The organism is Sphaerisporangium sp. NPDC005289 (genome assembly GCF_040607455.1).
GTDB lineage: Bacteria > Actinomycetota > Actinomycetes > Streptosporangiales > Streptosporangiaceae > Sphaerisporangium > Sphaerisporangium rhizosphaerae.
Window position 1 is genome coordinate 324,548 of the sequence record NZ_JBEXGS010000004.1, and the last position, 18,876, is coordinate 343,423.

17 protein-coding genes are annotated in these 18,876 nt (G+C 72.8%); 9 read left to right on the forward strand and 8 right to left on the reverse strand.

Annotated features, from left to right (window positions below; genetic code table 11):
• Positions 1-138 precede the first annotated feature (138 nt).
• Positions 139-648 carry an ATP-binding protein gene (locus ABZT47_RS09950; protein WP_354838216.1) on the forward strand — a complete coding sequence of 170 codons (510 nt, stop codon included), beginning with the start codon at positions 139-141 and terminating at the stop codon, positions 646-648.
• Between the two features lie 73 nt (positions 649-721).
• On the opposite strand, the gene ABZT47_RS09955 is transcribed toward ABZT47_RS09950, so the two are convergent.
• Positions 722-3,628 carry a LuxR C-terminal-related transcriptional regulator gene (locus ABZT47_RS09955; RefSeq protein ID WP_354838218.1) on the reverse strand — a complete coding sequence of 969 codons (2,907 nt, stop codon included), beginning with the start codon at positions 3,626-3,628 and terminating at the stop codon, positions 722-724.
• A gap of 267 nt (positions 3,629-3,895) precedes the next feature.
• Here ABZT47_RS09955 and dnaK point away from each other — a divergent pair, with 267 nt between their 5' ends.
• The 7 genes from dnaK to ABZT47_RS09990 all read left to right on the forward strand — a co-directional run bounded on the left by dnaK (position 3,896) and on the right by ABZT47_RS09990 (position 12,181).
• Complete coding sequence (gene dnaK, locus ABZT47_RS09960; protein WP_354838744.1) at positions 3,896-5,815, forward strand: molecular chaperone DnaK; 1,920 nt, start codon at positions 3,896-3,898, stop codon at positions 5,813-5,815.
• 116 nt (positions 5,816-5,931) lie between these two features.
• Positions 5,932-6,534 carry a nucleotide exchange factor GrpE gene (locus ABZT47_RS09965; RefSeq protein ID WP_354838220.1) on the forward strand — a complete coding sequence of 201 codons (603 nt, stop codon included), beginning with the start codon at positions 5,932-5,934 and terminating at the stop codon, positions 6,532-6,534.
• Positions 6,534-7,514 carry a DnaJ C-terminal domain-containing protein gene (locus ABZT47_RS09970; RefSeq protein ID WP_354838222.1) on the forward strand — a complete coding sequence of 327 codons (981 nt, stop codon included), beginning with the start codon at positions 6,534-6,536 and terminating at the stop codon, positions 7,512-7,514. Before ABZT47_RS09965 ends, ABZT47_RS09970 begins: the two co-directional genes overlap by 1 nt.
• Before the next feature lie 109 nt (positions 7,515-7,623).
• Positions 7,624-7,947: a chaperone modulator CbpM gene (locus tag ABZT47_RS09975; protein WP_354838225.1), complete on the forward strand. Its 324-nt coding sequence runs from the start codon at positions 7,624-7,626 to the stop codon at positions 7,945-7,947.
• A complete protein-coding gene (gene clpB, locus ABZT47_RS09980) occupies positions 7,929-10,550 on the forward strand; it encodes an ATP-dependent chaperone ClpB (RefSeq protein WP_354838228.1) in 2,622 nt (873 codons plus the stop codon). Before ABZT47_RS09975 ends, clpB begins: the two co-directional genes overlap by 19 nt.
• 379 nt (positions 10,551-10,929) lie before the next feature.
• The gene (locus tag ABZT47_RS09985; RefSeq protein WP_354838747.1) at positions 10,930-11,496 is read left to right on the forward strand and encodes an ATP-dependent Clp protease proteolytic subunit; all 567 of its coding nucleotides are present in this window, start codon (positions 10,930-10,932) and stop codon (positions 11,494-11,496) included.
• A gap of 25 nt (positions 11,497-11,521) precedes the next feature.
• Complete coding sequence (locus ABZT47_RS09990) at positions 11,522-12,181, forward strand: ATP-dependent Clp protease proteolytic subunit (RefSeq protein WP_354838231.1); 660 nt, start codon at positions 11,522-11,524, stop codon at positions 12,179-12,181.
• 60 nt (positions 12,182-12,241) lie between these two features.
• On the opposite strand, the gene glnII is transcribed toward ABZT47_RS09990, so the two are convergent.
• The 6 genes from glnII to ABZT47_RS10020 form a co-directional block, all read right to left on the reverse strand.
• The gene (gene glnII / locus ABZT47_RS09995) at positions 12,242-13,255 is read right to left on the reverse strand and encodes a glutamine synthetase (protein WP_354838234.1); all 1,014 of its coding nucleotides are present in this window, start codon (positions 13,253-13,255) and stop codon (positions 12,242-12,244) included.
• Positions 13,256-13,571: 316 nt separating this feature from the next.
• On the reverse strand, positions 13,572-14,351 hold the full coding sequence (locus ABZT47_RS10000; protein WP_354838236.1) for an ABC transporter permease: 780 nt from the start codon (positions 14,349-14,351) through the stop codon (positions 13,572-13,574).
• Positions 14,348-15,427 (reverse strand): ATP-binding cassette domain-containing protein, encoded by a 1,080-nt coding sequence (locus ABZT47_RS10005; RefSeq protein ID WP_354838239.1) that lies wholly within the window; start codon positions 15,425-15,427, stop codon positions 14,348-14,350. Before ABZT47_RS10005 ends, ABZT47_RS10000 begins: the two co-directional genes overlap by 4 nt.
• A 315-nt stretch (positions 15,428-15,742) precedes the next feature.
• Positions 15,743-16,756, reverse strand: coding sequence for a DNA polymerase ligase N-terminal domain-containing protein (locus ABZT47_RS10010; protein WP_354838242.1), 1,014 nt, complete (start codon positions 16,754-16,756; stop codon positions 15,743-15,745).
• Between the two features lie 124 nt (positions 16,757-16,880).
• Entirely contained in the window at positions 16,881-17,315 is a 435-nt protein-coding gene (locus tag ABZT47_RS10015) for a DUF6114 domain-containing protein (protein WP_354838245.1), read from the reverse strand.
• 134 nt (positions 17,316-17,449) lie between these two features.
• Positions 17,450-18,046, reverse strand: coding sequence for a DUF6230 family protein (locus tag ABZT47_RS10020; protein ID WP_354838248.1), 597 nt, complete (start codon positions 18,044-18,046; stop codon positions 17,450-17,452).
• Between ABZT47_RS10020 and ABZT47_RS10025 the strand changes: the two genes are divergently transcribed.
• Positions 18,045-18,179: a hypothetical protein gene (locus ABZT47_RS10025; protein WP_354838251.1), complete on the forward strand. Its 135-nt coding sequence runs from the start codon at positions 18,045-18,047 to the stop codon at positions 18,177-18,179. The genes ABZT47_RS10020 and ABZT47_RS10025 overlap by 2 nt on opposite strands.
• 175 nt (positions 18,180-18,354) lie before the next feature.
• Here the strand turns inward: ABZT47_RS10025 and ABZT47_RS10030 are convergent, their stop codons facing one another.
• Positions 18,355-18,819, reverse strand: a complete 465-nt coding sequence (locus ABZT47_RS10030) for a VOC family protein (protein ID WP_354838254.1) — start codon at positions 18,817-18,819, stop codon at positions 18,355-18,357.
• Between the last annotated feature and the right edge of the window lie 57 nt (positions 18,820-18,876).

An 18,876-nucleotide genomic window follows, 5' to 3' on the forward strand; every position in this document is an offset into this window, starting at 1 on the left:
GCATATGTCTGAGTTCCGTGGGGAAAAGTAGCATTTGCACGTGCATCGGCACTTGCATCAGAACGTGTCGTGAAGAAAGATTGACTCGCCCCGTCATGTCCGGACCGCGTGAACGGCCCCAACGTAGTGAGGACCTTGATGACCGCACACCACCAGGCTTGCCGGCAGTCCGTTGTACGGGGTGAGGCTCCCTGGTGGCTGCTGCCCGCGATGGAGGGCGACTCCTGGGAGCCGGTGGCCGCCGAGCTGTGCTCACTCGGCCGCACCGGTGCGACGATCAAGATGGCCCGAGACTTCACCATGGCGACGCTGAACAACTGGGGGCTGGGCGAGCTGGCGTACGACACCCGCATCGTGGTGTCCGAGCTGGTCACCAACGCCATGCGGCACGCCGGGGAACCCACCCGGCTGCGCCTGCTCCACCGGGCCTCGCACCTGGTCTGCGCCGTCTCCGACCCCTACGACGGGCCGCCCGTCGTCACCCGCGCCGACTACTTCGCCGAGAGCGGCCGGGGGCTGCACCTGGTCGAGAGCCTCAGCTGCTCCTGGGGCTGGAGGATGACCGAGGGCCAGGGCAAGCTCGTCTGGGCCGCCTTCATCGCCCCCGCCGTCACCGTCGCCTACGGGCACGACCGCGCCTCCGCCTGAGCGCTCTCCGGGGCCCGCCGGCCTTGAGCCCGACGGCGGATGCCCGCGCCGGAGCCGGGCGCCCCGCTTGATCTCACTCCGGCCGGTCCGCGCCGTTCGTGCCGTCTGTGGCCTCTTGGTGGTGGTGCCGCTCGAGCACGAGGCGGGTCAGCTCCACCCGCGATCCGATGCCCAGCTTGCGGAAGATCTGGCGCAGGTGGAAGGCCACGGTGTGCACGCTGATGAACATCTGCTCGGCGACCCGCCGGTTGGTCCATCCCTGGGTGACCAGCAGTGAGACCGTGCGCTCTGTGTCGGTGAGGCTGGCCCAGCCGGTGACCGGCCGATCGGCGGTGGCCCAGTGCCGGTGCCGCACGCCCAGCCGGCGCAGCCTGCGCCGCAGCCGGGCCGCGTCCCTGGCCGCCCCGCACTCCTGGTAGCCGGCCAGCGCCTGGTCCAGGGTCCGCACGCACGCCCGCCGGTCGCCGGCGGCCTCCAGCGTCACGCCGAGATCCTCGGCGGCCGAGGCGAGGGCCCAGGGGTCCACGCCCTCCTTGACGGCCGGTTCGAGCGCTTCGGCGTCCCCTTCGAGCAGGCCGCGCGCGTGGATGGCGGCGGTGCGGACGGTGGGGAACCCGGGGGCGCCCTCCGCCAGGCGCTCGGCCGAGGCGACGGTGAGCCGGGCGCCGGGCCGGTCGCCCGCCGCCAGGGCGACGCGGACCAGCCACGGCGCGGCGGCCGGGTCCGCCACCAGGAGGCCCGGCCGTTCCCGCACCCCGGCGTAGAGCGGGCCGAGCCGCTCCAGCGCGGCGGCGGGACCGTCCCGGGCCTCGACGACCTGCGCCGCGGCCATCGCGCACCAGCAGGCGGCCGTCCCGGCCTGGAGCGGCCACCCGTCGTCACCGTCCGCGTGGCGCTCGGCCGCGCGCAGGTCGCCCCGGCGCAGCGCGACGGTGGCCAGCACCGCTGCCGCGACGGCGCCGGACAGGCGGGCGCCCGTGGCCTGGACGAGGTCCAGCGCCCGTCTCGCCCGGGCCGCGGCGTCCTCCGCACGCCCGGCGGCCAGCTCGGCCCGCGCGGACAGGGCCGCCGCCCCCGCCGCCCACGGGCCGTGACTGGGCACCTCGCCCGTCGCCCAATGACCGGGCGCCTCGACCGCCGCCCATGCGCCGTGGCCGGACGCCTCTCCTGCCGCGCACGCGTCGTGGCCGGGCGGCTCGCCTGCCGCGCACGCGTCGTGGCCGGGAGACTCGTCCTCCTCGGCGGCCTCGCCGATGACGGCGCGGGCCTCGTCGAGCAGGCGGACGTCGGTCAGCATCGCGGCCAGCGCGAGCCGCGTGCAGGCCCGCCCCTCCGGATCGCCGGCGTCCTCCGCCCGCCCGACGGCCTCTCTGGCCGCGCGCAGACCCTCGGCGAGGCGTCCGGACTCCCACCAGATCGTCCCGAGCACCGCCGTGGCCGCCGCCTCCGCCGCCGCCTCGTGCCGTCCGGCGTCCGCGAGGACCCTGAGGGCCTCCCGCTCGGCCCGTTCGCGGTCGGGCAGGGCGGCCAGGCCGTACAGCAGGCCGAGCGTGGCGCGCTCGCGCCAGGGGGCGGGCAGCGCTCGCTCGCGGAGCGCCGCCTCCGCCTCGGCCACCGCCTCGGCCGGCCGCCCGGCCGGCAGCAGGACCCCGGACAGGGCGCAGTGCAACGCGGCGGCGGCCGGGGACGTCGCCCGGGCCGGCGCCGAACGCGCCAGCCGTTCGGCGTCGGCGAGCCGTCCGGCCTCGGTGGCCGCCTCGACGGCCGTGACGACGCGCGCGGGCCGGCGCGGGTCGGCGGGGTCGCTCAGCTTGACCGCCTGGACGGCGAGGTCGGCGGCGGCGCCGGGCGCGGTGGCGCGGACCTCGGTGACCGCCCGGTCCAGGTCGGCGAGGGCGCGCGTGTCGCCCGGCCGGACGCCCTCGACCAGGTGCCCGGCGGCCCGCTCCGCCGCGCCGCCCCGGCCGAGCAGGAGGCGGCCGGCCTGGTGGTGCAGCGCGTTGCGCATCGCCGCGGGCAGATCGCGCAGGACGGCCCGCCAGACCAGCTCGTGCCGGAACTCCAGCGTGTCGCCGGCGGCGAGGAGCAGCCCGGCGTCCAGCACCTCCTCGACGGCGGGGAGCAGCGCCGCCGGGCCCCGCCCGACCAGGTCGCCCACGTCCTCGGGGGAGAAGCGCCGGCCGAGCACCGCCGCCACCTCCACCAGCTGGCGCCCCTCCCGGCTCAGCCCCCGCAGCCGCGACCGCACGGCGGCGCGCACCCGCTCGGGCGGCGGGCACGGGCTCTCCCCGCCGGGCCGGGCGGCGGCCGGGGAGGGCCGCGGCAGCCGGGCACGGCCGCCGCGCACCTCGACGGCGCCCTCCTCGCGCAGCCCGCGCAGCAACTCCACCAGCAGGAACGGGTTGCCGCCCGCGCCCGCCGCGAAGCTCAGCAGACCAGGGTCGGGCACCGCGCCGAGCACGTCGGCGGCCACCGCGGCGACCGCCTCCTCCGGCAGCGGGCGCAGCGTGAGGCGGGTGGCGCCGTGGCTCTCCAGGACCTGGAACAGGTGTTCGCTGCACTCCCCGGCCCGCGTCGCCGGGCAGGGGCGCCCGGCCGTCGTGACCGACCGGGACAGCAGCCACACCAGGCGGCGGCATCCGAGGTCGCGGTGCAGGGCGCGCAGCGTGGCGAGTGTGGCGAAGTCGGCCCGTTGCAGGTCGTCCAGGCCCACCAGCAACGGGCGGCCGGGCGCGCCGCGGGCCAGCCGGACGCGCAGGTGCTCCAGCGCGCGCGTGCCGAGGCGCTCGGGCGACAGCCGTTCGGCGCTGCCGGTGGCCAGCGCGAAGCCCCGCCGGGAGGCGTGGGCGGCGGCCTCGGCCAGGAGCAGGGTCTTGCCCGTGCCGGGCTCGCCCTCGACGAGCAGTGTTCCGCCGCCGCCGTGTTCGGCCGCGCTCAGCAGCCGGCCGAGGATGTGCCACTCGGGCTCGCGTCCACGCATTTCTCCCCCGTGACAAGGGTCCGGGTCGTCGCGGCGTGCTCCGCCGGCCGTCGGAGGCCGCGCCCGGGCCCTCTGGACGATGGGGCACGGCACCCGTTCTGACCTGCTCTTTCAACAGTACACAGGGGCTCTGGCGGCCAACGACTACCCGTATTGAGGATGTGCGGCCGTCCCTCGCTGGCCAGTGTCGAAGGTGTGGGCGTGCGCGCTGCGCGACGACGCGTCAGCGTGCACGCCGCCATCCCCGGCGTCCTGCGGGAGGCAGCAATGGCCAAGGCAGTCGGCATCGACCTGGGAACGACCAACTCCGTCATCGCCACGACCGAAGACGGCCAGCCGGTGGTCATCCCGAACGCGGAGGGACAGCGGACGACGCCGTCGGTGGTGGCCTTCACCGACACCGGGGAGAGACTCGTCGGCCAGCTCGCGCGGCGGCAGGCCATCCTCAACCCCAAGGGCACCCTCTACTCCGTCAAACGCTTCATCGGCCGCCGGTACGACGAGGTGGAGAGCGAGATCCACGCCGTCTCGTTCGACGTGGCGCCCGGCCCGGACGACGCGGTGCGCTTCAAGGTGAAGGACAAGCTGTACGCGCCGGAGGAGATCTCCGCCCTGGTGCTGCGCAAGCTGGTCGCCGACGCCGCCAAGTTCCTCGGCGAGAAGATCACCGAGGCGGTGATCACGGTGCCCGCGTACTTCAACGACGCGCAGCGGCATGCCACCAGGGACGCCGGCAAGATCGCGGGCCTGGAGGTCATGCGGATCATCAACGAGCCGACCGCCGCCGCCCTGGCCTACGGGCTGGACAAGAAGGGCAGCGAGACGGTGATGGTGTTCGACCTCGGCGGCGGCACCTTCGACGTGAGCATCCTGGACATCGGCGAGGGCGTCATCGAGGTGCGCTCCACCTCCGGCGACACCCACCTCGGCGGCGACGACTTCGACCGCCGGCTGGTCGACCACCTGGCCGACGAGTTCCAGTCCCAGACCGGCATCGACCTGCGCAGGGACCCCCAGGCCCTCCAGCGGCTGTTCGAGGCCTCCGAGAAGGCCAAGGTGGAGCTGTCGTCGGTGACCCAGACGACCGTCAGCCTGCCGTTCATCACCGCCGACGCCAACGGGCCCAAGCACCTGAACACCACCCTGATGCGCTCCACCTTCGAGGAGATCACCAGGGACCTGGTGGAGCGCACCATGGGCCCGGTCCAGCGCGCGATGGAGGACGCCAAGCTCTCCGCCGACGACCTGGACGAGGTCATCCTGGTGGGCGGCTCCACGCGCATCCCGGCCGTGCAGGCCCTCGTGCGCCGCCTCACCGGAGGCAAGGAGCCGAACATGACGGTCAACCCCGACGAGGTGGTGGCCGACGGCGCCGCGGTCCAGGCCGGCGTGCTCAAGGGCGAGGTCAAGGACGTGCTGCTGCTGGACGTCACGCCTCTGTCGCTGGGCATCGAGACCCTCGGCGGGGTCATGACCAAGGTCCTGGAGCGCAACACCACCATCCCGGCCCGCCGCACGGAGACCTTCAGCACCGCCGAGGACGATCAGAACGCCGTGGACGTGGTGGTCCTGCAGGGAGAGCGCGAGCGCGCGGCCGACAACCGGGCCCTCGGCCGGTTCCGGCTGGAGAACATCCGCCCGGCGCCCCGCGGAGTGCCGCAGATCGAGGTCACCTTCGACGTCGATGCCAACGGCATCCTCAACGTCGCCGCCAAGGACAAGGACACCCGCGCCGAGCAGCGCATCACGATCAGCGAGAGCTCCAACCTGGACAAGGGCGAGATCGACCGGATGGTCCAGGACGCCGAGCGGCACCGCACCGAGGACGCGAGGGTCCGCGAGGCGATCGACGCGAGGAACGAGCTGGACTCGGTCGCCTACCAGGTCGAACGGCGGCTCGCCGAGCTGGGCGAGGCGGTCCCCGTCCACGAGAAGGCCCGCGCCGAGCAGCTCGTCGCCGACGCGCGGCAGGCCATCAAGGAGGAGGCGCCGGTCGAGCGGCTGCGCGACCTGTCCTCGGAGCTGCAGCAGGTGTTCCACAGCCTGGCCGCCGTCACCGCCCAGCAGGAGGGGCCCGCGGGCCAGGAGCAGGGCGCCGGCCCGTCCGCCTCCCAGGGGGCCGCGCAGGGCGGCGGGGCGAAGGGCGGCGACGACGTCATCGACGCCGAGTTCACCACGTCGGACTGACCCCCGGGACCGCACGCAGGATCGACACGCAGGATCGACACGCAGGATCGACACGCAGGATCGACACGCGGGAGTGACGACGCCGGACCGACACGTCGGACCAGAAGGAAACGGACATGGCCGAGGAACGCGGTGAGACCCCGGGGGGCACGGGGCGCCCGCCCCCCGCCGGGGCGTACGGCGAGCCCGCCGGGCGTCCGCCGGCCCGGGCGCCCGGCCAGGGGCCGGACCGCTCGTCCGCCGGGGACGGCGGGAGCGCCGAGGACACCGACGCCAGGATGGCCGAGCTGGAGGACCGCTGGCTGCGGTCGGCGGCGGAGCTGGACAACCTGCGCAAGCGCGTCGCCAGGGACGCCGAGCGCATCCGCGCCGAGGAGCGGGCCCGCACCGTGCGCGAGTGGTTGCCGGTCGTCGACAACCTCGACCTCGCCCTGCGGCACGCCGACGCCGAGGCCGGCGCGGTCGTCGAGGGCGTGCGCGCGGTACGCGACCAGGCCGTCGCCATGCTGGCCCGGCTCGGGTTCGCCCGGCACGAGGAGCTGGGCGTGCCGTTCGACCCGGTCCACCACGAGGCCGTGGGCACGGTCGCCGACCCGCAGGTCCCGGCGGGAACGGTCGCGGGCGTCGTGCGTCCCGGGTACGGCGACGGCGAGCGCCAGCTCCGCCCGACGGCGGTGATCGTCGCGACGGCTCCGGAGCGGCCGGAACCGGCGGGCTGATGGCGGCGCGGGATTTCTACCAGGTGCTGGGAGTGCCGAGGACGGCCACTCAGGACGAGATCCAGCGCGCCTACCGCAAGCTCGCCCGCGCCTACCATCCCGACGTCAACAAGGACCCCGGCGCCGAGGAGAGGTTCAAGGACGTGTCCGAGGCCTACGACGTGCTGTCCGACCCGGCCAAGCGGCGGCGCTACGACGCGTTCGGCCCGGACTGGCGGTCGGTGCCCGAGGACGTGGACCCCGACGCCTACCGCCGGGCCGGCGCGGGCGCGGGGGCGGGCTGGGCCGGCGCGCCGTGGGATGCGGCGGCCGGCGCGGGCTCCGGGCGCGGCCAGGGCTTCCGGTTCACCTCCGACCAGGCCGGCATGGACATCGATCTGGAGGAGCTGCTGGGCGGCATGTTCGGGCGGGGAGGGGGCGGCCGGCGCCGCTGGGGCCCGGTCCCGGGGGCCGACCAGGAGGCCGAGATCACCCTCGACGTCGGCGAGGCGTTCCACGGCGGGCGCCGTCCGATCACGATCCAGGGCGCGCAGGGGTCGCGCACCTTGCAGGTGACGATCCCGCCGGGCGTGACGGACGGCCAGCGCATCCGGCTGGCCGGCCAGGGCGGCCACGGCGCCGACGGCGGCCGGGCGGGGGACCTGTACCTGATCGTCCACATCGCCGACCCGCGTTACCGGGTCGAGGGGCGGGACATCCACGTTCCGCTGCCGCTGACCCCGTGGGAGGCGGCGCTCGGGGCGACCGTGCCGGTCGACACGCCCGGCGGGGAGGCGAAGGTCAAGGTGCCGCCGGGCACGTCCTCGGGCCGCCGGCTGCGGCTGCGCGGGCGCGGCCTGCCGAACCCCAAGGGCGCGCCGGGCGACCTGTACGCCGAGGCGCGCGTCATGGTGCCGTCGAAGATCACCGACGAGGAGCGCGCCGCGTTCGAGCGGCTGGCGGCGGTCTCGCACTTCAACCCCAGGAGCGGAGCGCCGTGACCCGGCGCCGGTCTCCCGCTTCAATCCCAGGAGGTGAGCGCCATGACCCGGCGCCGGTCTCCCGCTTCGACCCCAGGAGGTGAGCGCCGTGACCTCGCGGAGGCGTCCCATGACGACGGCCCTGACCCCGGCGCCGGGCATCGGCGTCGAGTCCTTCGCCCGGGCGGGCGGCCTGCACCCGGACCTGGTGCGCAGGCTGGTCGCTCTCGGCCTGCTGGAGCCCATCGACCGGTGCGGGGAGGAGCTGAGGTTCGCGCCGTCGCAGCTCGTCGTGCTCGGGCGCATCGAGCGCCTGCACGAGGGCCTGTCGCTGAACTACGCCTCGCTGGGCGTGGTGCTCGACCTGCTCGACCGCATCGCGGAGCTTGAGGCGGCCCTGCGCCGTCACGCCTCATCGACGACGGGAGTGTCATCGTGGACCCGAACCGACTGACCCAGAAGTCGCAGGAAGCCCTGCACGACGCGCAGACCAAGGCGATCCGCCACGGGCACACCGAGGTCGACGGCGAGCACCTGCTGCTGGCCCTGCTCGGCCAGCAGGACGGACTGGTGCCCCGGCTGCTGACGGCGGCGGGCGGCGACCCGGACAAGCTCACCCTGGAGCTGGAGTCGGAGCTCCAGCGGCGTCCCAGGGTCGGCGGCCCCGGCGCCTCCCCCGGCGAGGTGTACGTGACCCGCCGGCTGTCGCGGCTGTTCGACCAGGCCGACCAGGAGGCCAGGCGGCTCAAGGACGAGTACGTCTCGGTCGAGCACCTGCTGCTCGCCCTCGCCGACGAGGGCGTCGAGACCTCGGCCGGGCGGCTGCTGCAGGGGCACGGCATCGCCCGCGACCGGCTGCTCTCGGTCTTGACGCGCATCCGCGGCAACCAGCGGGTGACCTCCGCGCATCCCGAAATCGCCTACGAGGCGCTGGAGAAGTACGGCATGGACCTGGTCGCCGCGGCCGGGGCTGGCAAGATGGACCCGGTCGTCGGGCGGGACGCCGAGATCCGCAGGGTCGTGCAGATTCTCTCCCGCAAGACCAAGAACAACCCGGTGCTCATCGGCGACCCCGGCGTCGGCAAGACCGCGATCGTCGAGGGGCTCGCCCAGCGCATCACCCGCGGCGACGTCCCCGAGGGGCTCAAGGACAAGACGATCTTCAGCCTGGACATGGGGTCGCTCATCGCGGGCGCCAAGTACCGCGGCGAGTTCGAGGAGCGGCTCAAGGCCGTGCTGACCGAGGTCAAGGCGTCCGAGGGACGCATCCTGCTGTTCATCGACGAACTGCACAACGTCGTCGGGGCCGGGGCGAGCGAGGGCGCCATGGACGCCGGCAACATGCTCAAGCCGATGCTGGCCCGCGGCGAGCTGCACCTGATCGGCGCGACCACGATCGTGGAGTACCGCAAGCACATCGAGAAGGACGCCGCCCTGGAGCGCAGGTTCCAGCCGGTGTTCGTGGAGGAGCCGTCGGTCGAGGACGCGGTGTCGATCCTGCGCGGCCTGCGCGAGCGGCTGGAGGTCTACCACGGCGTCAAGATCATGGATGCCGCGATCGTCGCGGCGGTCGTGCTGAGCCACCGGTACATCTCCGACCGCTTCCTGCCGGACAAGGCCATCGACCTGGTGGACGAGGCGTGCGCGATGCTGCGCACCGAGATCGACTCGATGCCGGCCGAGCTGGACGAGCTGACGCGCCGGGTGACGCGCCTTTCGATCGAGGAGGCGGCGCTGGCCAAGGAGGACGACCCGGCGAGCGCCCAGCGGCTGGAGGGCCTGCGCAGGGAGCTGGCCGACCTGCGGGCCGAGTCCGACGCCATGCGCGCGCAGTGGGAAGCCGAGCGGCACGCCCTGAGGAAGGTGCAGCAACTGCGCCAGGAGATCGAGACGGTGCGGCGCGAGGCCGAGCGGGCCGAACGCGGGTACGAACTCGACCGGGCCGCCGAGCTGACGCACGGCACGCTGCCGGAGCTGGAGCGCAGGCTCCGCGCGGCCGAGGAGCAGCTGGAGTCCAAGCAGGGCGCCCACCGGCTGCTGCGCGAGGTGGTGACCGAGGAGGAGATCGCCGGCATCGTCTCCCGGTGGACCGGCATCCCCGTCAGCCGCCTGAAGGAGGGCGAGCGGGAGAAGCTGCTGCGGCTGGAGGAGATCCTGCACGAGCGGGTCGTCGGCCAGGACGAGGCGGTGAAGGCGGTGGCGGACGCGATCATGCGCGCCCGGTCGGGCATCAAGGACCCGCGCCGGCCGATCGGCTCGTTCATCTTCCTCGGCCCCACCGGGGTCGGGAAGACCGAGCTGGCCAAGGCGCTGGCGCAGGCGCTGTTCGACACCGAGGAGAACATGGTCCGCGTCGACATGAGCGAGTACCAGGAGCGGCACACCGTCAGCCGGCTGGTCGGCGCCCCGCCCGGGTACGTCGGCTACGAGGAGGGCGGCCAGCTCACCGAGGCGGTGCGGCGCAAGCCGTACTCGGTGGTGCTGTTCGACGAGATGGAGAAGGCGCACGCCGATGTGTTCAACATCCTGCTCCAGGTGCTCGACGACGGGCGGCTGACCGACGCGCAGGGCCGCACGGTGGACTTCCGCAACACCGTGATCATCATGACGTCCAACATCGGGTCGCAGTTCCTGATGGACAGCGTGACCGCCGTGGGCGAGATCGACCAGCCGGCGCGCGACCTGGTCATGGCGGACCTGCGCGGGCGCTTCCGCCCGGAGTTCCTCAACCGGGTGGACGACACGGTGCTGTTCAAGCCGCTGACCGAGCCGGAGGTCGAGCGGATCGTCTCGCTGATGTTCGACGACGTCAGGACGCGGCTGGCCGACCGGATGATGAGCCTGGAGGTCACCGGGGCCGCGCTGCGGTTCATCGCCGAGCAGGGCTTCGATCCGGTGTACGGCGCCCGCCCGCTGCGCCGGTTCATCGCCCGCGAGGTCGAGACGCGCATCGCCCGCGCGCTGATCGCCGGGGACGTGCGGGACGGGGCGGTCATCCGCGTCGAGGTGACCGACGGCGATCTCGTCGTCTCCTACGACAATCCCGGCGGCGCGTGACCGCCGCCGCCGGGATGGCCGAGGCTGATCGTCATTCGGCGCGCACCGGTGCTCTCGTCGCCGGGGACCGCCCGGCGTGATCGTCCCTCCGGCGGTCGTCAAGGAATTTCGTCCACGGCGGAACAGGGCGCGCGGCAATTCGCCGGAAGCGGAAAAGGCGCGGCCGGTGACGCCGACAGTGAAAAAGCTGCCGGCCGGCCGGAACGCCTGGCACCGTTGAAGACGTAATTCGCCGTGCCGGAAAGGCGCGGCGTTCACGCGTCCGATTCGGGAGCAGGTGGCAATGGTGTCCTCCGGCGTTCATTCCTTTGATCCGTTCGCGTCCGCCGGCGCGGGCCGCGTCGTGGGTTCACACCCGGTCGAGGCGCCCCTGCCGGGGATGCTCGATGTCCTGGGCCAGCGACTGCTGCGCGAGCGCATCGTCTTCCTCGGAAAGGAGGTGGACGACGATATCGCCAACAGAATCTGCGGCGAGCTTCTTCTGCTGTCCGCCGAGGATGCCAAGCGGGATATCTTTCTCTACATCAACTCGCCCGGCGGCTCCGTTTCCGCCGGAATGGCGATTTACGACATCATGCAATATGTCCCTAATGACATCTCCACGGTGGCGATGGGGCTCGCCGCCTCGATGGGGCAGTTCCTGCTCTGCGCCGGAACGGCGGGCAAGCGTTACGCGCTCCCGCACACCCGCATCCTGATGCACCAGCCGCTGGGCGGCATCGGCGGCACGGCCTCCGACATCAAGATCCAGGCCGAGCAGATGCTCTACACCAAGAAGCTCCTGGCCGAGCGCATCGCCTTCCACACGGGTCAGCCGGTGGACCAGATCGAGCGCGACTCCGACCACGACCGCTGGTTCACCGCCGAGGAGGCCCGCGAGTACGGCTTCATCGACAAGGTGGTGGGCAGCGCCGCGCTGGTGCCCTCCGCCGGCCCGGTGTCCTGACCCGAGACGAGGAGGGGACAAGCCCATGTCAGAACGCCGACCCGAGCTCTCCGCCCGCGTGGCGCCCATCGCCGCCAGGTACGTCGTGCCGTCCTTCACCGAGCGCACGACCTACGGCGTCAAGGAGATGAGCCCGTACAACAAGCTGTTCGAGGACCGCATCATCTTCCTCGGCGTGCAGATCGACGACACCTCGGCCAACGACGTGATGGCCCAGTTGCTGACGCTGGAGTCGCTCGACCCCGACCGCGACATCAGCATCTACATCAACTCGCCGGGCGGGTCGTTCACGGCCATGACCGCGATCTACGACACCATGCAGTTCGTCCGGCCCGAGGTCCAGACCGTCTGCATCGGCCAGGCGGCCTCCGCCGCGGCCGTGCTGCTGGCGGCCGGCGCCCCGGGCAAGCGGGCGGCGCTGCCGCAGTCGCGCGTCCTGCTCCACCAGCCGTCGATGGAGGGCAGCTTCGGCCCCTCCAGCGACATGGAGATCCAGGCCCGCGAGATCATCCGCATGCGCGCCCTGCAGGAGGAACTCCTCGCCCGGCACTCGGGCCGCACGGCCGAGAGCGTGCGCGCCGACATCGAGCGCGACAAGATCTTCACCGCCGAGGAGGCCAGGGCGTACGGCCTGGTCGACGACATCTTCGCCAACCGCAAGCGCGTCGCCGCCCTGGTGCGCTGACATGACGACGGCGCCGCCCGCGGGGATGCATCTCCCCGCGGGCGGCGCCGTTCGTCCGGGTCAGACCTGGCCGGCCTTCTCCAGGCCCTCGCAGCAGGTGCCGACGATCAGCCGGGTGACCACGTACGGGTCGCAGTTGGCGTTCGGGCGGCGGTCCTCGATGTAGCCGTGCTTGTCGACCTCGACCTGCCACGGGATGCGCACCGAGGCGCCGCGGTCGGAGACGCCGTAGCTGAACTCGCTCCACGGGGCGGTCTCGTGCATGCCGGTGAGCCGCTTCTCGATGCCCGAGCCGTAGCCCGTGATGTGCTCCTGGGCCTTCTCGCCCAGGGCCTCGCAGGCGGTGATGATGGCGTCGTAGCCCTCGCGCATGGCCTTGGTGGAGAAGTTGGTGTGCGCGCCGGCGCCGTTCCAGTCGCCCTGCACCGGCTTGGGGTCGAGCGTGGCCGACACGCCGAAGTTCTCGGCGATGCGGTAGAGCAGCCACCGGGCGATCCAGAGGTGGTCGGAGACCTCGACCGGCCCGGCCGGGCCGACCTGAAACTCCCACTGACCGGGCATGACCTCGGCGTTGATGCCGGAGATCGCCAGGCCCGCGGTCAGGCAGGCGTCGAGGTGGGCTTCGACGATGTCGCGGCCGTACACCTCGTCGGCGCCGACGCCGCAGTAGTAGAAGCCCTGCGGGGCGGGGAACCCGCCGACGGGGAAGCCGAGCGGGCGGCCGTCCTTGAAGAAGGTGTACTCCTGCTCGATGCCGAACCAGGAGTCCTGGTCGGCGAAGCGCTCGGCGACCGGGGTGAGCAGCGCCCGCGTGTTGGTCGCGTGCGGCGTCATGTCGGTGAGCAGGACCTCGCACAGGACGAGCACGTTGTCGCCGCCCCGGATCGGGTCCGGGCAGGTGAACACCGGCTTGAGCACGCAGTCGGACGCCTTGCCCGGTGCCTGGTTGGTGCTGGAGCCGTCGAAGCCCCAGATCGGCAGGTCGGCTCCGTCGGCAAGAATCCTGGTCTTCGACCTGAGCCGGGCGGTCGGCTCGGTGCCGTCGATCCAGATGTACTCGGCCTTGTAGGTCACGACGATCCCTTCAGCAAGGCAGACCCCTCTCGTGTCCGCAACGCCGAGGTTTCCAATCAGCCGTTTCGGAGCTGTTGCCCGTTTATGAACGCCGTGTGAAATGGTGTCAGGGACGCAGTGGCCTTGCTCACACGTCCTCGCTGGTCAGCGCCATGATCGGGCGGGCAGGTCTAGACCTGTGGCGCCGCCGGCGAGGCTGTCTCCTCGGCGAGGACCAGGGCCGGCAGGCCGGGGAAGCGCGCGTCGAACTCGGCCCTGCGGAGCCGGTTGAACCGGCGCGGCCCCCTGTCCGGTCGAACACTCGCGACTCTACCTCTCACACCCCGCGTCGCATGGCGCGGGTGCCCCACGTCAGGCCGATCGCGGCGACGGCGGCCGCGGCGGCCACCCCGTACAGCACCGACAGGTCGGCGAACCGTCCCGCGAACAGCGCCCGTTCCGCCTCGACGACGTAGGTCACCGGGTTCAGCGCGGCGGCCGTCCGCAGCCAGGCCGGCCCGTGGTCGATCGGCAGCAGCACGCCCGACAGCAACATGAGCGGGAACGCCACCACCTGCGTGACCGCCCAGAACAGCTGCCCGCTGGGCTGGGAGGCGATCGCCAGCACGAACGACAGCGAGCCGAGCCCCGTGCCGAACACGATCAGCAGCGCCAGTGCGGCCAGCACGCCCGCCACGGGCAGCCGCAGGCCCAGCGGCACCGCGAGGCCGATGAGCACCGCCGCCTGGGCCAGCAGGATCACGAACTCCTTCAGAATGCGCCCGACCAGCATCGCCGCGCGGTCGAGCGGGGTGACGAGCATCCGCTCCATCGAGCCGCCCAGCAGCTCCAGGAGCAGCGAGTACCCGGCCAGCATCGGCCCGGACAGGCACATCATGATGAGCGTCCCGGGCACGAACCACTGCCACGGCGAGGCCGCCCCTTCGCCTCCGCCCCACCCGCTCTGGCCTGTCGTGCCCGCGAGCAGCGGGCCGAACAGGAACAGCAGCAGCAGCGGCTGCGCCATGGCGAAGACCGTGCTGTACGGCTCGCGCAGCGCGGGGACGATCTCCCGGACGAAGACCGTGCGTGTGTCCTGGAAGAAACGCCGGCTCATGCCCATCCCTCCTTCCGGCCGTCCCGGCCGTCGCGCCCGTTCTGGTCCTGTTGGTCCTGCTGGTCCTTCGGGCCGTCCTGATCGGCGGACCCGGCCGGACCCGCCGTGGGGCCGTGGCCGGCATCGTCGCTCTCGAGCAGGGTGCGCCCGGTGAGCGTGAGGAACACGTCGTCGAGCGTGGGCCGGGCCGTCTCGGCGGCGGCCACTCGCACGCCCGCCTCCTCCAGCGTCCGCAGGTACGCCGGCAGCGCCACGGCGGCGTGCGGCACCCGTATCTCGACGGCCGTCCCGGACACGCCGACCCCCTCGGGGCCGGCGACGCGCTCGGCGGTGACCGCGGCCCGTGCGGCGTCCTGCTCGGACGCGCAGGTCACGGTGATGCGGTCGCCGGCCAGGTCGCTCTTGAGCTTCTCGGCCGTCCCGTCGGCGATGATCCGGCCACGGTCGATGATCACCACCCGCTCGGCCATGCTGTCTGCCTCCTCCAGGTAGTGGGTGCTCATGAACAGCGTCGTGCCGTGCTCGGCGCGCAGGCGCAGGATGTGCCGCCAGATGTCGGCGCGCCCGCGCGGGTCGAGCCCGGTCGTCGGCTCGTCCATGAAGAGCAGCTCGGGCCGGTGGACCAGCCCGAGGGCGATGTCCAGACGGCGGCGCTGCCCGCCGGACAGGGTGCCCGGCCGGCGGTCGGCCAGCGCCTCGAGCTCCAGCATCCCGAGCACCTCGTCGGCCCGCCGCCGCGCCACCGGCACGGGCAGGCCATAACAGCGTCCCTGCGTGACCAGTTCGTCGCGGACGCGGAAGCTCTCGCCGGCGCTGTTCTTCTGCCCCACGTATCCGATGCGGGCGCGCACCCCGGCGGGGTCGGACACCACGTCGCGGCCGGCGACGGTCGCGGTCCCCGAGGTCGGGGGCAGCAAGGTGGTCAGCATGCGCAGGCTGGTGGACTTTCCGGCGCCGTTCGGGCCGAGGAAGGCCACCAGCTGTCCGGGCTCCACGTCGAGGTCGATACCGCGGACGGCCTCGACGGTACGGCGTCGCGCCGTGAACCGCCGGGTCAGTCCTCGGGCATGGATCATCGTCCCCTCCTCAAGGGGTTGCGGGCGTTCACGGGCATGGCGAGAGAACCCCGGCCGGGGGTGTTTCGGTGATGATTCATCTTCGACCGGCCCGGCCGGAACTGGCAAACGTGAACGTCGCATTCACATACGGCCGCCACCTGCGGGAACGCCTTTCACCGCCATTCGGGAAAAGGCCGTCGCGGTGGCGATTTCCTCCGCCGTGGACCCCTCTGACCTGCTCTTTCCCGGCAGGAAAGGGAAAAGGCGAAAAAAGATCCGAGGGCTGCCCGCCCGCCGGCGCGTCCGGCCGGTACGGACGTCCGGGGGGCGCCGTCAGCCGCCGGTTTCCAGGGGGACGCGGAGCCAGTACGGGGAGCGGGCGCCGGGCAGGTAGGGGCTGTCGAGGCGCTTGGCGAGGACGGCCGGGATGCCCTGGTCCCTGGCCACCTTCAGCACGGCCTCGCCGTCGCCGGGGAACCACGGGGTCGGCTGCCAGTGGCGGTCGCGCAGGGACAGGTGGTCCAGCGTCCTGCGCCGGTCGCGGTAGGACCTGCCGAGCAGGTCACCGGTGTTCAGCCGCAGCACGTCGAAGATCATGTAGATCACGGTGCCGCCGACCTCGGCGATCCGGCCGTCCAGCACGGCGGGCAGGCCCCAGGCGGCCTTGCCCAGACCGGCGAGCTCCTCCAGGCCGGGAGTGGTCCGGGGGGTGAGCGGCACGCCGTCCGCGCCGACGAAGCGGGCCTTGCCCTCGCCCAGGATCGCCAGGGCGCGGGTGCCGCCGAGGTCGAACTCGAAGCCGTACGCCTCCTGGTCGCGGGGCGGCCGCTTGCGGTCCTCCGCGAGCATGGGACGCAGGCCCTCGGCGGGCGGCAGCCCCTCCCGCGGCGGCGGGTCCATCCGGTGGATCATCCAGTTCTTGCCGTCGGTCGGGAACAGCACGTACCGGCCCGAGGACCGGGAGCCGTGCAGCACGAACTTGATCTCGCGGTCGGTCCACTTCTCGGTCTCGTAGGTGCCCCGATCCCAGATGAGCATCAGCCCGCCGCCGTACTCGCCCGCGGCGATCTCGCCCTCGAACGTCGCGTACTCCAGCGGGTGGTCCTCGGTGTGCACGGCCAGGTGGTTCGGCGTGCGGTCCAGCGGCAGGCACTTCGGGATCGCCCACGACACCAGCACGCCGTCGCGCTCCAGCCGCAGGTCCCAGTGCAGCCGGCGGGCGTGGTGCTCCTGGATGACGAAGGTGTCGTCGTTCCCGGTGGGCGGCGGCCCGGGCTCGGGGACGGGTTCGGGGGTGCGGGCGGCGTCGCGCTTGCTCCGGTAGGTGTCGAGCTTGTCGGCCGGCATTGCCGGTTATTACCCACACTCGGGCGGCGCGCACCTCCGTATCGCCTGTCCGGGCGTCGATCCCGTCCAGCCGGGTCGGCCTTCGACCACGCCGCCGGGCCGGCCCTCGACCATGCCCCGCCGGTCAGCTATCGGCCCCGGCCGCCGGCTCCTTCCGCGGATCCGGGACCTCGGGTCCGGCGGGCGGCGCGCCGGGTGCGTCCTGCGGGACGGCGGCGGCCGGGTCGTGCGGGACGGGGGTCCAGGCGGCGGTCAGCGCGCCCCCGAGCAGCCCGAGGACCATCCCCAGCAGAAAGCCGCCGACGTTGACGTAGACGACCGAGGCGATCGACAGCAGGATCGCCACGACGCCCAGGAACACGCGCTGCGCCGGCTGGAAGACGATCAGCACGCCGAGGACGATCATCGTGATCGAGAGCAGGTACGCCAGCCCCGCCTCCACCGAGTGGATGATCAGCGGTATCGCGTCGAGCGAGAAGGGCAGGCTGATGAGTTCCACCCCCGCCAGCAGGGTGAGCAGGCCGCCCCAGAACGGCCGCGAACGCCGCCACGCTCTCATCGCCGCCCGCCCTTGCGGCCGTGCGGCGGGCGCGGCGGGAGGATCGGGAGCGTCGTCCACGGGGGGAGCGCCGTTCACGCCGGGCGTCCGGTGCGGGCCCGGGCGCTCGGGCAGAGGGTGGCGGTCATCGGTCGTCAGAAGCACTCGTGATCGCCCAGCAGGATTCGGAGCGTCAGATTCGGCAACTCGAGCCGCGCGGCGCTGAGCGCCAGGAACACCTGCCGGCTGTTGCGCGAGACGACCTTCGGCGCCTGCACGCCGGGCGTCCCGGGCGGGCCGGTGATGCCGGGGATCTGGTCCAGCGTGCTGGCGTCACGGCCGAGTTCGATGCCGGTGTAGGTGACATCGCCGGAGATCATCGTCGCCTTGAGGACCTGGCGGATGGCGACGACCGGCCGCCCGTCGTTCCCGGCGGTGGTCCGCACGGTCACCGGCCCGATCGGGGTGTTCAGCAGGTAGCTCTGGCACAGGTTGAAGGTCTCGAGGCGCCCGCTGGCGACGATGTAGACGGGGATCTTCTGCCCGTCCTTGGTCTCCACGAAGCCGCCGAACTCCTCGTCCCCGAACGCCTTGACCAGGTCGGCCGACGACTTGATCGGCGTCCCGGCGACGACGAACGACGCGCCGACGGCGCCCTGCACGGTGGCGCCGACCAGCATCGCCGCCGCGGCCGTCGCGGGGATGAAGATCATCGCGAAGCGCTTCCACCGTACGCGACCCTGTTCACGCATGGCCACACTCCATGTCGCCGGCAAGCTGACGGACACCTGCCGTGACGATCCGCACGGCTACCAGGCGAGCATGAGGATCAGCCGCTCCTCCGATCAACCGGCCACGCCGGATATCGTCGTACGTTTGCGCTGATCAGCAGCCGGTGGGCGAGAAATGGGCCCGGAAGGAAAAGATCTTGACAGGGCTCTGGGCTACCCCTGACGCGGCCCCGGCGTCCCACGGGCCGGCCCGGACGTCGCCCCGGCCGCGAGCCTGCCGGCCCGCGCTCCGCCGTCCGGGTCGCCATGCCCGATGCCGGCGACCGGTGTCAGGCGCGCCACGGCATGTGCTGGAGCGTCCAGGTGTTGCCGTCCGGGTCGGCGAAGAAGGCGTAGTAGACGCCGCCCATGTCCTCGACGGGGCCCACCTCCGCGCCGCGCGCGATGAGCGCCGCGCGTGCCTGCTCGATGTCGCTCACCACCAGGTGCAGGGCGCGCAGCGAGCCGGCCGGCATGTCGGCCTGCGGAAGGCCCTCGGTCAGGGTGATCGAGCAGGCGGAGCCGGGCGGGGTCAGCTGGACGACCCGCACCCCCTCCGCCGGCCGGACGTCGACGTCCACGGCGAAGCCGAGCTTGTCGGCGTAGAACGCCTTGGCCCGGTCGATGTCGAAGACGGGGACCGGCACCAGTTCGAGCAGATACGCCCCAGGACGCACGGGCAGCGTGACGCCCGCCGGCGCGGCGTCCTCGACGGTCCCTCCGGGCTCGGCCTTCGCGTCATGGATTTCGGTCATCGTGATCCGCCTTTCGTCATGCCGTCGAGCAAGGTCATCGTGGGCGACGGCGTCACC

Bases quoted from the DNA above. Each gene is read 5' to 3' on its own strand.
- ABZT47_RS09950 (WP_354838216.1), top strand. From the start codon at position 139: ATGACCGCACACCACCAGGCTTGCCGGCAGTCCGTTGTACGGGGTGAG.
- ABZT47_RS09955 (WP_354838218.1), bottom strand. From the start codon at position 3,628: ATGCGTGGACGCGAGCCCGAGTGGCACATCCTCGGCCGGCTGCTGAGC.
- dnaK (WP_354838744.1), top strand. From the start codon at position 3,896: ATGGCCAAGGCAGTCGGCATCGACCTGGGAACGACCAACTCCGTCATC.
- ABZT47_RS09965 (WP_354838220.1), top strand. From the start codon at position 5,932: ATGGCCGAGGAACGCGGTGAGACCCCGGGGGGCACGGGGCGCCCGCCC.
- ABZT47_RS09970 (WP_354838222.1), top strand. From the start codon at position 6,534: ATGGCGGCGCGGGATTTCTACCAGGTGCTGGGAGTGCCGAGGACGGCC.
- ABZT47_RS09975 (WP_354838225.1), top strand. From the start codon at position 7,624: ATGACGACGGCCCTGACCCCGGCGCCGGGCATCGGCGTCGAGTCCTTC.
- ABZT47_RS09985 (WP_354838747.1), top strand. From the start codon at position 10,930: ATGCTCGATGTCCTGGGCCAGCGACTGCTGCGCGAGCGCATCGTCTTC.
- ABZT47_RS09990 (WP_354838231.1), top strand. From the start codon at position 11,522: ATGTCAGAACGCCGACCCGAGCTCTCCGCCCGCGTGGCGCCCATCGCC.
- ABZT47_RS10000 (WP_354838236.1), bottom strand. From the start codon at position 14,351: ATGAGCCGGCGTTTCTTCCAGGACACACGCACGGTCTTCGTCCGGGAG.
- ABZT47_RS10005 (WP_354838239.1), bottom strand. From the start codon at position 15,427: ATGATCCATGCCCGAGGACTGACCCGGCGGTTCACGGCGCGACGCCGT.
- ABZT47_RS10010 (WP_354838242.1), bottom strand. From the start codon at position 16,756: ATGCCGGCCGACAAGCTCGACACCTACCGGAGCAAGCGCGACGCCGCC.
- ABZT47_RS10015 (WP_354838245.1), bottom strand. From the start codon at position 17,315: ATGAGAGCGTGGCGGCGTTCGCGGCCGTTCTGGGGCGGCCTGCTCACC.
- ABZT47_RS10025 (WP_354838251.1), top strand. From the start codon at position 18,045: ATGGCCACACTCCATGTCGCCGGCAAGCTGACGGACACCTGCCGTGAC.
- ABZT47_RS10020 (WP_354838248.1), bottom strand. From the start codon at position 18,046: ATGCGTGAACAGGGTCGCGTACGGTGGAAGCGCTTCGCGATGATCTTC.
- ABZT47_RS10030 (WP_354838254.1), bottom strand. From the start codon at position 18,819: ATGACCGAAATCCATGACGCGAAGGCCGAGCCCGGAGGGACCGTCGAG.